General features: G+C 69.0%; 14 protein-coding genes. 3 read left to right on the top strand and 11 right to left on the bottom strand.

The window, feature by feature from the left end; all coding sequences use genetic code 11:
* Window positions 1–52: 52 nt before the first annotated feature.
* Entirely contained in the window at window positions 53–1303 is a 1251-nt protein-coding gene (locus ACFXI3_RS45425) for an AMP-binding protein (RefSeq protein ID WP_378408306.1), read from the bottom strand.
* 90 nt (window positions 1304–1393) lie between these two features.
* On the opposite strand from ACFXI3_RS45425, the gene ACFXI3_RS45420 reads away from it, so the two are divergent.
* The gene (locus tag ACFXI3_RS45420; RefSeq protein ID WP_378408305.1) at window positions 1394–2026 is read left to right on the top strand and encodes a TetR/AcrR family transcriptional regulator; all 633 of its coding nucleotides are present in this window, start codon (window positions 1394–1396) and stop codon (window positions 2024–2026) included.
* Here ACFXI3_RS45420 and ACFXI3_RS45415 read toward each other — a convergent pair.
* On the bottom strand, window positions 2004–3002 hold the full coding sequence (locus tag ACFXI3_RS45415) for a helix-turn-helix transcriptional regulator (RefSeq protein WP_378408303.1): 999 nt from the start codon (window positions 3000–3002) through the stop codon (window positions 2004–2006). The genes ACFXI3_RS45420 and ACFXI3_RS45415 overlap by 23 nt on opposite strands.
* A gap of 85 nt (window positions 3003–3087) precedes the next feature.
* Between ACFXI3_RS45415 and ACFXI3_RS45410 the strand changes: the two genes are divergently transcribed.
* Window positions 3088–4308, top strand: coding sequence for an FAD-dependent oxidoreductase (locus tag ACFXI3_RS45410; protein WP_378408301.1), 1221 nt, complete (start codon window positions 3088–3090; stop codon window positions 4306–4308).
* A 13-nt stretch (window positions 4309–4321) separates the two neighbouring features.
* Here ACFXI3_RS45410 and ACFXI3_RS45405 read toward each other — a convergent pair whose 3' ends face one another.
* The 9 genes from ACFXI3_RS45405 to ACFXI3_RS45365 form a co-directional block, all read right to left on the bottom strand.
* Entirely contained in the window at window positions 4322–4828 is a 507-nt protein-coding gene (locus ACFXI3_RS45405) for a hypothetical protein (RefSeq protein WP_378408299.1), read from the bottom strand.
* Window positions 4829–4875: 47 nt separating this feature from the next.
* Entirely contained in the window at window positions 4876–5604 is a 729-nt protein-coding gene (locus tag ACFXI3_RS45400; protein WP_378408297.1) for an alpha/beta fold hydrolase, read from the bottom strand.
* A 515-nt stretch (window positions 5605–6119) separates the two neighbouring features.
* A complete protein-coding gene (locus ACFXI3_RS45395; RefSeq protein ID WP_378408295.1) occupies window positions 6120–6710 on the bottom strand; it encodes a TetR/AcrR family transcriptional regulator in 591 nt (196 codons plus the stop codon).
* 132 nt (window positions 6711–6842) lie between these two features.
* Complete coding sequence (locus ACFXI3_RS45390; RefSeq protein ID WP_378408293.1) at window positions 6843–7658, bottom strand: ABC transporter ATP-binding protein; 816 nt, start codon at window positions 7656–7658, stop codon at window positions 6843–6845.
* Window positions 7655–9481: a dipeptide/oligopeptide/nickel ABC transporter permease/ATP-binding protein gene (locus tag ACFXI3_RS45385; protein ID WP_378408291.1), complete on the bottom strand. Its 1827-nt coding sequence runs from the start codon at window positions 9479–9481 to the stop codon at window positions 7655–7657. The genes ACFXI3_RS45390 and ACFXI3_RS45385 overlap by 4 nt, the downstream gene beginning before the upstream one ends.
* Window positions 9478–10419, bottom strand: coding sequence for an ABC transporter permease (locus tag ACFXI3_RS45380; RefSeq protein ID WP_344274345.1), 942 nt, complete (start codon window positions 10417–10419; stop codon window positions 9478–9480). Before ACFXI3_RS45380 ends, ACFXI3_RS45385 begins: the two co-directional genes overlap by 4 nt.
* Window positions 10420–10485: 66 nt before the next feature.
* On the bottom strand, window positions 10486–12009 hold the full coding sequence (locus ACFXI3_RS45375) for an ABC transporter substrate-binding protein (RefSeq protein WP_344274342.1): 1524 nt from the start codon (window positions 12007–12009) through the stop codon (window positions 10486–10488).
* A gap of 172 nt (window positions 12010–12181) precedes the next feature.
* Window positions 12182–13159, bottom strand: a complete 978-nt coding sequence (locus ACFXI3_RS45370; protein WP_344274339.1) for a methyltransferase dimerization domain-containing protein — start codon at window positions 13157–13159, stop codon at window positions 12182–12184.
* 88 nt (window positions 13160–13247) lie between these two features.
* Window positions 13248–14204 carry an aldo/keto reductase gene (locus tag ACFXI3_RS45365; protein ID WP_378408288.1) on the bottom strand — a complete coding sequence of 319 codons (957 nt, stop codon included), beginning with the start codon at window positions 14202–14204 and terminating at the stop codon, window positions 13248–13250.
* An 87-nt stretch (window positions 14205–14291) separates the two neighbouring features.
* On the opposite strand from ACFXI3_RS45365, the gene ACFXI3_RS45360 reads away from it, so the two are divergent.
* Window positions 14292–15014 (top strand): SDR family NAD(P)-dependent oxidoreductase, encoded by a 723-nt coding sequence (locus tag ACFXI3_RS45360; RefSeq protein ID WP_378408286.1) that lies wholly within the window; start codon window positions 14292–14294, stop codon window positions 15012–15014.
* The last annotated feature ends 60 nt before the right edge of the window (window positions 15015–15074 follow it).

The following is a 15074-nucleotide window of genomic DNA, read 5'->3' as shown; positions in this document are numbered from 1 at the left end:
AGCGTCCGCGATACGGCCCGTTCAGGACCGGGATGAGCGTTATCAGACCAAGTCAACACATCCTGACCAGCACAAACCACGATGAAACAACCCCAATGAACAGATAGCCGTCGGCACGCAGGTAGCCGATGTCGCCGGTGTACACCCAGCCGTCCCGGAAGGTCTCCGCGGACAGATCCGGCTCGTGCCAGTACTCCGTCACGCAGTCCGGACCGCGCACCACCACCTCGCCGAGTTCCCCGGCAGGTACTGGCTGTCCTTCGTCGTCGACCACCCGGACCTCGGAGTCGAACAGCGGCCGCCCGGCCGAGGACAGCAGTTCCGGGTCTTCCTCGATCCCCCGCACGACATCGGCGCAGGTCAACACCGTGACGCCGCTGGTGGTCTCGCCCTGGCCGTAGCCCTGCATCACCACCGGCCCGAACGCCGCCACCGCGTCGCGCAACCGCTGCGGCGACACCGGCGCGCCGCCCACCCGCAGGCAGCGCAGCGAGGACACGTCCGCGGTGTGGACGGCGGGATGGGACAGCACCATGTTCAGCATCACCGGCACCAGGAACGTCGAGGTGATCCGTTCTTTCTCGACCGCCTCCAGAAACTCCACCGCACCGAACCGCGGCAGCACCACCGCGGTCGCGCCCCGCGAAAACGCTGCCAGCAAACCCATTCCGGTCGCATGCGTGATCGGGCCGGCCGCGAGGTACCGCTCCTCGGCGGACGGCGCGCCTTCCGGACTCATCAGCCGCTTGCGCATGTTCGCCAGCCGGTTTCCGGTCGTCTGCACCGCCGCCTTGAGCTTCCCCGTGGATCCCGACGTGAAGTGCAGGACCGACGGATCTTCCGCGCCCACCTCGACCGCGACCGGCTCGGGCGACGCCGCGGCCAGCACGTCGGCATAGCACCGGGCATCGGGCGTGCGACCGTCGTAATCGATCAGCGAGCACGCGGTCCCGACAGCCGCCTTCTGTGCCGCATCGGCGTGCTCGGCGTCGACCAGCAGCACCCGCACGTCCGCGTCCGCCAGGATGTGCTCGACCTCGCCCGCGGACAGCCGCGCGCTGATCGGCACGCGCAGGAAACCGCCCTTGTAGCAAGCGATCTCGGTTTCCACGAGCTCCGCGCTGTTGCCGGAGAAGGTGGCCACCGCCTGCCCGGGCTCGGCGCCGGACGCGAGCAGCGCGGACGCCAGCCGGTTCGTCCGCTCTTCCAGTTCGCGGTAGTTCCACCGCCGCTCGCCGCACACCAGCGCCTGCTGATCGGGCCAGAACGTGCTGGCACGGGTGACATAGCTGCCCAGGTTCACGGCGACTCCCTTGTTTCCGTCAGATTGACCAATGCTGAACACTGTGTCTATTAACGGTCGTGGTGTCAACAGTTCGCTACACTCGGGACCATGCCGACGACTGACCGACGGACGCGCCGCACCCGCGGCCTGCTCCGCGACGCGCTGGTGTCGCTGGTGCTCGAACGCGGATACGCCAACGTGACGGTGGAGGACATCACCGAACGGGCCGACCTGGGCCGCGCGACGTTCTACAGCCACTACCCGGACAAAGACGCATTGCTGCGGCACGTCGTCACCGAACTCCAGGAGGACCTGGACGAAAGGCTGCGCCCGCTGGTCCCGGCGTCCGAGGTGGGCTTCACCGGCAAACCGGCGCTGGAACTGTTCCGGCACGCCCGCGAGAACCGCGACCTCTACCTGCTCATCCTGCGCGGCGAAGGCGACGGCCGGGCACTGCGGCAGTTCACCGACGCGCGGACGGACGCGGTGCGCTCGGTGTTCAAGTCCCGGGCCGATCACCACGACGTCACCCCGCGCATCGACCTGGGCGTGCTGGCGAGGGCGTGGGTCGGCGAACAACTCGCCGTACTGCGGTGGTGGCTCGAAACGGACCCCGCGCCGATGTCGGCGGAAGAGGCGACCGGGATGCTGCAGAACCTGTCGCTGCGCGGGCGTTACTGGGCCAACGGTTTCGAGGGCGACCCGCCGGATCCCGCTCCTACCGGGCCGGAGTCGCCATAGCGGCCCACCGCCGGGCGAGTTCTTGGCACGCGGCAACGAGTTCAGGTGGACGGACGTCGGTCATTTCGGCGTCGAAAGTGGCGAGGATGCCCGCGATCCCGGCCCAGGACCAAGCCCCGAGCGTGAGCCGGCAGTGGTCGGCGTCGAGGTCTTCCGCCACCGAGCCGCCCGGAGCCCAGCGCGCCACGACGGCCGCTGGCAGGTTGAGCCGGGCGGACCCGGTGCACTCCCACTCCGCGGGGGTGTCTCCGCGATCGTGGGTGCTCATCACGAACTGCGCGAGATCGTCGACCGGCAACGCGCGGGCCGGGAACCGCTGTGTGGTCGGGCGAACCTTCAGCCGGTCGACCCGCCGCACTCGCCATTTCCGGTCCGCGCGGTCGTAAGCGACCAGATACCACCGGGCAGCCCAGACAACCAGATGGTGCGGCTCGATCCGGTGCGCGGCCTCGAAGTCGGCGTCGCCGGGTTCGGCGCGGGTGCCGTCCGGACGCAGGATCTCGGCGACGAGCACCTGCCGGTGCCGCACCGCGGTTCCGACAGCGGTGAGCGCCGCCGGATCGATCGGCGGTCCGGGGAATTCCCAGTAGTTCCGCAGCCGGGTCAGGCGCAGGGATTCCATCGACGCCCGCAGCGCGGGAGGCATGACCTGGTGCAGCGTCGCCAGGGCGCGCGAAGCGTCGTCGCCGAGACCGAACATCGTGCTGGGCGCGGTCTGCAACGCCACCGCGACCGCCAGAGCCTGGTCGTGGTCAAACAGCAACGGCGGCAACGTGTTTGCGGCACCGAGCCGATAACCGCCGTCCGGACCGTGCACGGTGGCGATCGAGTAGTCGAGCCCGCGCAGGGTCTCGATGTCGCGGCGGACAGTGCGTTCGCTGGCTTCGAGCCGCTTGGCAAGTTCGCGCAGCGGCCACACCCGTCCTGATCCCAGCAGCGACAGCAGCCGGAGCGCCCGGTGGGAAGTATTCGCCATCGCCTCATCATGTACTGGCCACTCGATGTCCACTACCCCGGGCAAGGTCGGTTCCGTTCCAGAAAGAGCGGAAGGACAGTCAGGCATGCGGGTAGTGGTAGTCGGCGGCGGAATCGGCGGTCTCGCGTTGGGCGCGGGATTGCGCAGCCGGGGATTCGAGGTGACGGTGTTCGACCGCGACACCGACGTGACAGCGACCGGCGGTTATCACATCACCTTGGACGACCGGGCACAGTCGGCGCTGGCCGAACTGGTGGAACCGAAGATCATGCAGCGATTGCTGGCCTCGGCTTCGGCACTGCGGCTCCGCGAACGCGACGCGTTCTGGGACCGCCGCGGCCGGCTCCTCGGACACGGCCCCGATCTCAGCGGCAGCGGCAGCGTGGACGTCGACCGGATCACCTTGCGCACCCTGCTTGCCGAAGCCGTCGGCGACGACCTGCACCTGGGACGGACCGTGTCCGGTGTCAGCTCGGACGGCCCCCGAGTCCTCTTCTCCGACGGCGCACCGGTGTCGGCAGACCTGGTGGTCGGCGCGGACGGCACCCACTCGGTAGTCGCCCGCCACCTCGCAGGCGGCCCGACCAACCGTCCCGCAGGCATCATCGGCTTCTCCGGCCGCACCCTCCGACGAGACCTCAGCCTGCCGGAACAGGAACGCTTGCGCTTGCGCTCGCGCTCCGGCATCGCGATCGCACCGCACGGCACCGCGCTGTACGTCGGTTTCCTGGACCCAGTCGGCAATGCCGCACTCGGCGCTCCCGAACTGCGGATGTCCGTCACCACCGGCCCCACCTACATCTGGGGCGCGATGCTCCCCGAATCTGCCGCAACCGACGCTTTGCGCGCTCTGCGAGGCGGCGAACTCCAGACCGCGATCCTGGAGACGTTCCGCAACCGCCGCTGGGCCGAGCGCACTCTGGAAGTCATCGCCAAAGCCGCCCCGGACAGCGTCGCCGCCTTCCGCTTCAACGCCGCCTCCACCCGTGCGGCCGACCTAGCCCCCTGGCCCACCGGCCGGATCACCGCCCTCGGCGACGCCGTCCACGCCACGCCGCCCACCGCCGGAATGGGCGCAGGCGCAGCGATTCGCGACGCCGCCAGCCTGGTCAAGCACCTTTCCGAAACCGACAGCACCACCGCCGTCGCACGGTTCGAAGCCGAAATGCGCGAGCGCGGCGGTGAAGTCCTGACTCTGGCAATGAAGACGGTCAAATGGATCCTCGCCACCGACACCCCGCTCGGTGCCGCAGCCACCGCCGCACTGACGCCGATCCTGGCCACGACCGCCCGTCTACGCCGCTGACCAGGCTCCAGTTTCAGCGCTGCGCCTCCTCGCGAAGCAGCCGCACCGCCTTCGGACCGACGCCGTGCAAGGCAAGGAGTTCGGCGTCGGTCCGCTCGGCAGTCTGCGCCAATGTCGTGATCCCAGCACCGTGCAACGCCCGGGTCGCCGGACTGCCGATCGCCTTGGGCAAGTCGCCGACCTCCCCCGCCACCGCCGTCCCCGCAGCGGCCACCGGGGCCGCCAGCCGCTTCGGTGCCCGGGCCAGCCACGCCCGGCGCACCCAGTAGTTGAGCTGCTGCCCGTTGACGTCCTCGATCGGCAACCGCACCCCAGCCCGCGCGACCCGGCGCGCGGTCGGGTGCTGCGCGCGCATTTCGTCCACATCGGACGCAGTCATCCGGAGCACGACCTGCCGGTCCGGCCGCAGGGCGGCGAACTCCTTGCCCTGCACCGTGAACGCGACCGTGCCGTCCACGGCGAGCTCGGCCGTCTCCGGGTAGGACAGGGCGGTTCTGCGGAGCTGCGCCGGTGTCGTCATGGCCCCCAGGCTGGCACGACTGCGCCGCCGAGGCCATTTCGACACTCTCAGACACTCTCCGCCCCGAGGAAGTCGAACACCGCCTCCCGCAGCTCCACCCCCACCAGCGCACCGCGATGATCCCCCGCGACCTGCCGCAGCCGCGCCCCCGGCACCCGCGCGACCAGTTGCTCGATCCCGTGCGCCATGAAGTCCTGCCGGCCCGCGAGGAACAGCGTCGGCACCCGCGGAACCCCCGCCCCCGGGTCGAACGGTTCGCCGGCCAGCCCCTCGACGAGATTCAGGAGCGACACCGCGTCCCCCGCCGCCGCCATCGCCGTAATCCCCCCGGTAAGCGGATCGTCAGGCGACGGTCCACCTTGGACAGCCTGACGCGCGGCCACGAGATCCACCGCCGCGAACGGTTCCTGCGGACTCAACCCGCCCAGCACCAGCCGCCGCACCGAAACCTTGGGATGCGAAGCGAGATCCCACGCAAGCCGCGCCCCGAGCGAATACCCGACGACGTCGACCTCCTCCGCCCCCGCACACTCCGCCAACGCGTCCACGACCCGAGTCGCCGTAACCTCCGCCGCTTCGCCGACCCTCGGCCCGCCAGGATGCCCCGGCAAATGCACCACGATCGTCTCCCGCCCCGCGGCCGCCAGCGGATCAGCCCAGTATTCCGCGGGCCAATCGCAGGCAGCCGAAGACGCGAACCCATGAATCAACACCACCGGAGGCCCCGTGACAGGCCGGACGGAAAGCGTGCGAGTGACCGGAAACGCGGAAGTCATTCTACAATCGTAGACAAAACCCGCCGCCCGGTCCAGCTTCCGTGAGGGCCACCTTCACGGACTCTGAGTCCCTCAGGGTTCCCCTCACGACCAGCACAATTCCGTGAGGGGAACCTTCACGGAATCAGATTCCCTCAAGGGCCCCTTCACAGACCACCCGCCCACCGCCGCTGCCGCCGCGACGCACCCAATGCGGCATTGGGTGCATCCCACGCACCCAACGCGGCGTTCGGTGCATCCCACGCACCCAACGCGGCATTCGGTGCATCCCACGCACCCAACGCGGCATTCGGTGCATCCCACGCACCCAACGCGGCATTCGGTGCGCCACACGCACCCAATGCCACATTGGGGCGCTAGCCCCAACCACAACGAACCGCAGCCATCGCACCCAAGCAACCAAGCACCCACCCCACCCCCGCGCCGTCGTCACAATCAAGCTTCGGGGTGCGGGGCCCCAACCGCACGCAATGTCGCCGCCAGGCGACGAGCCGACCGAGATCGAGAAAGCGACCTCAATCCCCGATCCGAGCCATCAACCCGTCCACATAAGCCCGATACCGCCCAGCGACCTTCCCCACCGGATGCATCAACGAAGTCACATTGGCCCCGATGGAAACCGCGATGATCTCATCCGCCAGCACCCCGATCACCGGAGCGTCAGCAGACTCCCCTTTCCCCCGGGCGGCAGCGATCCGCACAGTCAGTTCAGCCCGCCAACTGTCCAGCAAATCCCGATACTGCCGAGCAAGATCCGGATTTGCCACGGAATGCTCCCACAACACCAGCAACACCCGAGCCGACGCGATCTGATGCGCATCCGTCGGAATCGCCGCTTCCACAAACCCCCGCAACGACTCGACCGGCCCGAGCGCAGGGTCCAATTCAGACATCCGCTGCGACGTCTCCTGCAGCACGCTCTCGAACGTAGCCGCGATGATGCTGTCCTTGCTGGGGAAGTAGTGCTTGAGGGCACCGTTCGCGAACCCGGCCGCGGTGACGATGCTGCGCATCGTCGCCGCCTCGAACCCGCCTTCGATGATCAGCTTCTTGGCGACCTCGACGATTTCCCGTCGTCGCTGATCGTGATCGATGACCTTCGGCATGGTTACAGACTCTAACCCGTATTCTCCCGCGACGGATGTGACCCTGCTCGACCGCACGCGGGAGCGGCGAGCCCGGAAAGCGGGCACGGAGAACCGGCCGCCAGCACTCATAGCGGCCCACGGAAGAAGGGCCTACCCCAGGCCCAGCCGAGCCGCCCGTCTCTCCGCTTGCCGGGCCGGATCCGCCACCGGCGCGGCCAGGAGCAGCCGCTGCGTGTACGGATGCTCCGGCGCCCGCGTGACCACCGCTGTAGGACCGGATTCCACGATCTCTCCCTGATACAGCACCGAAACCCGGTGACAGATCCGATGCACCACACCCAGGTCGTGCGACACGAACAGGTAAGACACCCCGGTCTCGCGCTGCAGTTCCAGGAACAGCTCGAGAATCGTCGCCTGCGTGGTCAGGTCGAGCGCACTCACCGGCTCGTCGCACACGATGAGCCGCGGCCTCCGCACCAGCGCCCGCGCGATCGCGATCCGCTGCCGCTGTCCGCCGGAGAACTCCCCCGGATACCGGTGCACCGTGTCGGCGGGCAGCCGCACCCGGTCGAGCATGTCCGCGACCACCGTCCGGGCGTCCGTACGCGAAGTCCCGGCCACCAGCAGCGGTTCGGCGAGCACCTCGCCGACGGTCATGGTCGGGTCGAGCGATCCGTACGGATCCTGGAACACCACCTGGATGTCGCTGGCCAGCCGACGCCGCACCGCGCCCCGCGCGTGCGTGATGTCCTCGCCGTCGAAGGTGATCCGGCCGGACTCCGGCGCGGCGAGGCCGAGGACGGCTTTGCCCAAAGTGGACTTCCCCGACCCGCTTTCGCCGACCAGTCCGACGCATTCGCCCGGCTTGACGTCCAGCGAAATCCCTTTCAGCGCCCGGAATCGCACCCGGCGGCTGAGCCGGTAGTCGACCACCAGGTCCTCGATCGCGAGCAGCGGAGCGGTCATCGTCCGGCCTCCTCTCCGGTCGCGTGGGCGAGGCCGCGCCGTTCCCAGGCTTCGTCCAACTCTTCCCGTCCTTCGGTGTCGTCCAGCGACGCGCTGATGAGCTCGGCGGTGTAGGGGTCCTCGGGCGCGCGGAAGATCCGTTCCACCGGACCGGTTTCCACGATCCGGCCGTCCTTCATCACCACGACACGGTCGCAGATGTCCGCGACGACGCCGAAGTTGTGCGTCACGATCACCAGCGCCATCCCGTACTCGGCCTGCAGCTCGCGCAGCAGCTCCAGCACCTCGGCCTGCACCGTCACGTCCAGCGCGGTCGTCGGCTCGTCGGCAACCAGCAGCGACGGCCGTCCGGCCACCGCGCCGGCGATCAGCACGCGCTGCGCCATGCCGCCGGAGATCTGGTGCGGGTAGCTCGCCATCACGCGGTCCGGGTCGGTGAGACCGACTTGCAGCAGTACCTCGCGCGCCCGCTTCTTCGCGGCGGCCTTGTCCAGCCCGTGCACGCGGCGCAGCGGCTCGACGAGCTGGTGCCCGATCAGGTAGCACGGGTCGAGGTTGGTCATCGGTTCCTGCGGCACGTACCCGATCTCGCGGCCGAGCAGCTTCGCCCGCTCCGCCGCTTTGCCGACCTCGCGCCCGCCGACCCAGATCCCGTCCGCGACCGCGGTCCCGCCCGCTGGCAGAAGATCGAGCACCGAGAACACCGTCTGCGTCTTGCCCGAGCCGGATTCCCCGACGATCCCGAGCACCTCGCCAGGAGCCGCGTCCAGCGACACTCCGCGCACGACCTCCTTGACGCCCTTGTCGGTCGCGTAGCCGACCCGCAGGTTCTCGATCCGCAGCGCGCAATCCGCCGCCGCGTGCTCGTGACCGCCCGAAGCGCCGCCATCGCCCAAGTCGTCCGGCGAAGGAGCCGCGAGCGCTTCCCGCACGCGAGCCCGGCCGCGCCGCGTCGGCTGTTCGGCGCGGACACTGACCAGGTCCGCGAGCGTCGAGCCGATGAACGCCAGCGCGGCGATGGTGACGCCCAGCGCGATCGACGGCCACAGCAGGATCAGCGGGTACGTCAGCATGTTCAGGAAGCCGTCGTTCATCGTCTGGCCCCAGCTGGGCGTGGACGCCGAGCCGATGCCGAGGAACTGCAGACCGGCCTGCATGCCGATGGCGAGCCCGGCGGTGAGCGCGGTCTGCACGATGATCGGCGCGTACACCGCGCGCAGCAGGTGCGTGCGCAAGATCCGCAGCGTGCCGACGCCGGCCACACGCGCGGCGTCGATGTACGGCTCGCGGCGCACCGTCAAAGCCCGGGCACGGGTGATCCGGTAGTAGCCGGGCGCGAGGAACACACCGAGCGCGATCATCAGCACGGTGAAGTCCTGGCCCGTGCCGGCCGCGACGACGAGCAGCACGATCATGCCGGGCACGGACTGCAGCGCGTCGCTGATCCACGAGCAGATCCGGTCGGTCGCGCCGCCGAAGTACCCGGCGACCACGCCGGTCGGGACGCCGAGCACGATCCCGGTCACGCAGGTGATCAGGCCGCCGTACAGCGTGGTCCGCGCGCCGTAGAGCAGGCGGCTGAAGATGTCGCGTCCGGCGGAGTCGCCGCCGAGCAGGTGCCCGTTGCCGGGTTCGGCGTGGGTCAGCGCGAAGTCGACGTGGTTCGGGTCGTACGGGGCCAGCCACGGCGCGAACACCGCGGCCAGCACGACGATCGCGAACACGACCAGCGCGACGATGCCGACCGGGCGGCGGAAGTACCGGCGCAGCAAGGAAATCCGCTTCACCGGGGCGAGCGTGGCGGGGAACGGGGCAGCGGTCATCGGTCGCGCACCTTCGGGTTGACCCACCCGAGCACGAGGTCGAGCAGGAAGTTGACGATCACGACGAACACGACGGTCACCGCGGTCAGGCCGAGCAGCACCGGGATGTCCCCGATCTGCGATGCCGACTGCGTCAGGCTGCCGATCCCCGGCAGGTTGAACACGATCTCCACGACCACCGCGCCGCCGAGCAGGCCGACGAACATCAGCGCGAGCACGGTCAGCGCGGACGGCGAAGCGTTGCGCAGCACGTGCGTCGTGACTCGGCGCGACGACAGGCCGCGCGCCCGCAGCGTGCGGACGAAGTCTTGGTTGGCGACCTGGAGGAACCCGTTGCGCAGTTGTTCGGCGATCATCACGATCGCGCCGAGCGACAGCGAGATCGACGGCAGCGCGATCGAGCGCAGCCAGCCGACCACCGACTGGTCCGGCGACACGTAGCCGACCGCGGGGAACCACTGCAGCTGGATGGCGAACCAAGTGACGAGCACGAGGCTGACCCAGAACCCGGGCAGCGCGAACAGCACCACCGAGGCGAGCTTCAGCACGCGGTCGACGACACCGCCGGGACGCAGGCCGCAGACGACCCCGACGAGCACGCCGAGGATCGCGGCGAGCAGCGTCGCGGCGACGACGACCGACAGCGTCACCGGCACGCGCAGCGCGATCTGCTCGCCGACCGGCTGGAAATTCCGCCAGGAAGTCCCGAAATCGCCGGTGGCCGCGTGCGTCAGCCAGTCCCAGAACTGCGCGAGCAGCGGCCGGTCGTACCCGATCTGGGCGCGCAGCGCCGCCTGCTGCGCGGGGGTCGCGCTGTTGCCGAGCAGCCCGGCGGTCGGGTCCCCCACCGCCGTGTGCGCCAGGAAGAACGTGCCGCTCGTGACGAGCACGAGCAGCAGGATCCCGGACACCAGGCGTTTGACGATGAATGTGAGCATGTTCCGGCTCCTCCCCGGGGCGGGTCCATCCACAAAGGACAGACCCGCCCCGGGACGACGGGCGCGTCAGCCGCGCTGGATGAACCGCAGCGTCGGGAACATCATGCCGGTGATCGGCGTGACGGTGATGCCCTTAACGCTGAAGTAGAGGTTGTCGGCCTGGTACCAGACGTTCCACCAGGCGAGGTCCACGAGCTTCGTGTTGAGCTCCTTGAGCGCGGCGGTCTGGGCCGGGCCGGGCTGGGCCTGTTCCGCCTTCTGCACGAGGGCCTTCACCTCCGGGAAGGCGTCCACCGACGGCTTCGGGTTGTACCACTGCGACGACGTGACCTGGTCGGTCAGCGTGGCCATGTCGTTGCCGTCCATCGCGATCACCGCGAGGAACATCGGGTACGTCGGCGCGTTCTTCTGGTAGTCCGGCATCGACATGTTCTGCCAGTCGACCTTGATGCCCAGCTGCCCGAACGTCTGCTCGGCGGCGGGCTGCCACGCCTGGAAGATCGTCGACATCGGCATCTTGAGGCTGAATCCGTTGGCGTAACCGGCTTCGGCGAGCAGCTGCTTGGCCTTCGCGAGGTCAGTCTTGTACTTCCCGTTGCCCGCCGCGTCGTACACCTGGCTGCCGCTCGGCCACAGCTGGTCGGTGACCGTTCCGGCGTCGTTGCCGACCGCCTTGAGGATCCCGGCCGCGTCGAAGGCGTACGAGATCGCCTGCCGCACGCGCTGGTCGCCGAGGGCCTTCACCTGGCTGCCGGTGCGGTCCGCGAACTGCACGCCGACCCACGACGCCGGCTTCTTCGCGACGTTCCAGCCGTTCTGCTGCGCCTTGGGCAGGTTGGCCGCGTTGGCGAACTGGACGTTCAGCTGACCGGACAGCATCGCGTTGAAGCTGGCCGCCTGGTCGGTGATCGGGAACAGCCGCACGGTCGGGAACGGGTAGGTGGCGCTGTCCCAGTGCTTCGCGCGCTTCTTGAACACGTACTGCGACTGCGGCTGCGAGGAACCCTTGTCGAAGGTGTACGGGCCGGAGCCGTCGGGACCGTTCGCGAGCGAGTTGGCCTTGATCGCCTTCGGCGAGGCCATCCAGCTGCGGCCGAGACCCATGAAGTACAGCAGCGCGTCGTCGCGTTCGGACAGATGGAGCACGACGGTCGACGCGTCCTTCGCCTCGACGCTCTTCACGTCGATGTAGGCCTGCCCGGACCGCGTGCCGGACTTGAGGTGATTGAGGTTCTCGACCGCCGCGGCGGAGTCGAACTTCTGGCCGTCGTCGAACGCGACGTCGTCGCGCAGGTGCATCGTGAGGCTCAGCCGGTCGGCCGACCAGTCCCACGACTTCGCGAGCGCGGGGATCGGCTTGGCGTCCTTGTCCAAGGCGACCAGCGGGTCGTAGACCGCGGACAGGTACGGGCCGTCGAAGCCGATGTCGGCGTTGGCCGGGTCCCACGACGTCACGTCGAGGAACACGCCCGCCTTCAGCTCGTCGGTGCCCGCGCCCGCCCCGGCGGCGCCCGAGCCGGTGCATCCGGCGATCGCGAGCAGCGCCGCGGCGGCCGCCGCGAACAACGCCGCTGTCCTTGTCCTCGTCATTGAGTCCCTCTCTCAGGGTGCTGGACCGCCGGCGGGGTCGCTCGGCGCCCCGCCGGGAACGGCGGGCCGTCGAGTGCGGCCCGGCTCGCCGTGGTGCGGGATAGTCTACGATTGTCGGCTAAAAAATCAACGGGCCGGATGCGTTTGTTACCTCCCGGCCCCGCGGCCGTTTTCAGACGGCGTCGGCGACCAGAACGCGCGGGCTCCCGGGCAGTGCGAGGACATCGCATACGCGCCATCCTGCACCGTCCAGCCATTCGCGGACTTCCGCCTCCGGATAAACCACGGTTCCGTCGATCACGAAGTACTCCCCCGCGTGCAGCGCGTCGATCGGGCGCTGCCGTTCGTCGTCGTCGAGGAAGAAGTCCAGCAGCAGCAACGTCGCGCCGTCTCCGGCGGCGGCACGGGCGTTGGCCAGGATTTTCCGGTTCTGTTCCGCGGTGAACCGGTGCACGACGTGGTTCACCATCACCAGATCGTGCTCGCCGCCCGGTTCCGCGGATTCGGTCGGCGCGGGGTCGATGCTGATGCGATCCGCGCACCCGGCCGCATTCACCGCGTCGGTGATCCCTTGCGTGGACTCGGGTCCGAAAACGAAGCGAGCGGTCAGTGCGGGATTCGCCCGCAACGCGCCGATCGCGAATTCCGGCGACAATCCGCCCAGATCGAGCATCGAGCGGTACGGCGAAAAATCGAATGCGCGCGCGAGCATCGACGCGTGCAGCGAGTTGTAGCGCATCACGCCCGCCATGAACGTCGCCCAGCGGCCCTCGTCCATCTGGAGGTCGCCCGGTTTGCCACTGTCCACAGTGGTGTCGAACTGAAGCCAGTGTCCGTAGCTGATTTCGTTGAGAAAGGTCAGGAACGGCGCCAGATCCGTAGCACCGTTCCCTCCCAGGTACTCCTGCGCGTCCTCGGCCAGCGAATAGCGGCCGTCGGTGCGCTCCAGCAGGCCGCGCGCGTTCATCGCGTCCGCCAGGATCCGGGTCAACTGCTCGCCGGTGCCGGTGGCGGCGGCGAGTTCCGGCGCCGTTCGCGGACCGTCGGCGAGCGCGCGGAACAGACCGATCCGCGAGGCGGCGAACAACTGCTTCGCGCCCATGTACCCGATGGCGATGTCGACGATGCGGTCCGGCGCTGGTTTCGTCATGTGGCGGCTCCTCACGGCGTCGGGGGTGCCTCTCCGGGCACCCCGGGGAGCTTTAGTCTACGCACGTCGACAAAAAACACCAGCCCCTTCACCAGGTTCCGTCGGCGGCGACTTCGCGGTCGAGCCACAGTTCCTTGGTCAGCTCGCGAATCCGGTCCGCGCCGACCCGGTCCAGCAAGGCGATCGCGCCGGCATTGTCCTCCAGCTGCGCCTGCCGCGATACGCCCACGAGGACGTTCGCGGTCGCGGGATTGGCCAGGCAGAAGGCAATTCCCAGCTGCGCGGGCGACGCGTCCAACTCGGCGGCGATCTTCTGCACGGCAGGCCAGGCGTCGGCGATCTTCTCCCGGATGCCGCCGACGTCCGCGCCGATCTTGCGATTCGGCTTCAGATTCCCGACCAGCAGCCCGCCTTCGAAAATGTCCGACGCCTGCAAGGTCAGCTGCCCGGAAGCGAACAGCGGCGCGTAGAACTCGCCCTCGGCCATGGACCGCCGCGCCAGCCCGTACTTGAGCTGAGCGAAAACCGGCGGCGCCAAACCACGTTTGCGCGCAATGTCAAAAGCTTTGCGCAGATCGTCAATGCGCCAATTGTTCACGCCCCACGCGCGGAACCGGCCAGCTTCGATCTGCTCGGCGACGTCCGCGACGACCCGCTCGAGGTCGACTTCGCCGAAGTAGTCGCCGACCACGACCAGATCGGCCGACTCGACACCGACACGGTCTAGCGAGGTGTTCATTTGCTGCGCGAAGCCGACGTTCGGGTAGTCCCAGAGCCAGAGTTTCCCGCAGTAGAGCCAATCTTCGCGGGCGAGACCGGCTTCGCGGACCGCGCGGCCGAAGATCTGATCAGTCGTGGAGCCCTCGGCGTGCGGGCCCATGTCGTAGTGCGCGACGTCGAAGAAGGCGTGCCCGAGTTCGGCCGCGCGGGCGATCAGCGCCACCGCGTCGCCGAACTCCATCCGGTCCCAGGTGTTCCACGAGCCGAGCGACAACGCCGGCACGAGCGGGAACGCCGGGCCCAGTCCAGGTCGATCCGTCGCCACGATTCCTCCTGCGATTCAAGGGATTTATTTTCTACGCTTGTATACTATAAGCCCCGCGTACCCCGCTCCCGGCGAAAGGAAACGACGATGCCCGCTGCCCGTACCGTGCTGATCACCGGAGGTGCCGGCGGCATTGGCCGCGCAATCGGCGCCGCCTTCGCCCAGGCCGGCGATTCCGTGGTGCTCGCCGACCTCGACGGCGCCGAAGAAGCCGCCAAACCGGTTGGCGGGCGCGGAATCCGGCTCGACATCACTGACGAGGCCGCGATCTCCGCGGCGCTCGACGAGGTCGGCCCGGTCGACGTCCTGGTCAACAACGCCGGCCTCCTCAGCGTCCACGGGCGGTTGCTGGACCTGCCGGGCGCGGACCTGCTGCGCATTCTTTCGACCAACGTGCACGGCACGTTCCTGATGACGCAGCTGGTCGCCCGCCGGATGGTCGAGCGCGGTGCGCCGGGCGTCGTGGTGAACCTGTCCTCGATCGGCGGGCGGCAGCCTACGCCCGGCATGGGCGGTTACGAAAGCAGCAAAGCGGCGGTCGACGCGTTGACGCGCTGGGCCGCGATCGAGTTGGCGGAGCACAAGATCCGGGTGAACGCGGTCGCCCCCGGCCCAGTCGCGACACCGATGCTCGCCGCCGCCATGCCGCCGGGATCGCCCGCCCACGACGCGTGGGTGGCACGGATCCCCGACGGCCGGATGGCCGCAGTCGAAGACGTCGCCGCCGCCGTGGTCTTCCTGGCAAGCCCGGCCGCCGCCCACATCACCGGGACGAGCCTCCCTGTGGACGGCGGCCAGCTGCTCACCTGAAATAGCTGTCCGTGAAGGGCTCCTTGAGGGAATCTGATTCCCTCAAGGAGCCCTTCACGG

This window comes from Amycolatopsis sp. NPDC059235 (assembly GCF_042754125.1).
Lineage (GTDB): Bacteria > Actinomycetota > Actinomycetes > Mycobacteriales > Pseudonocardiaceae > Amycolatopsis > Amycolatopsis albidoflava.
This window is presented reverse-complemented; position numbering and strand designations above follow the sequence as displayed.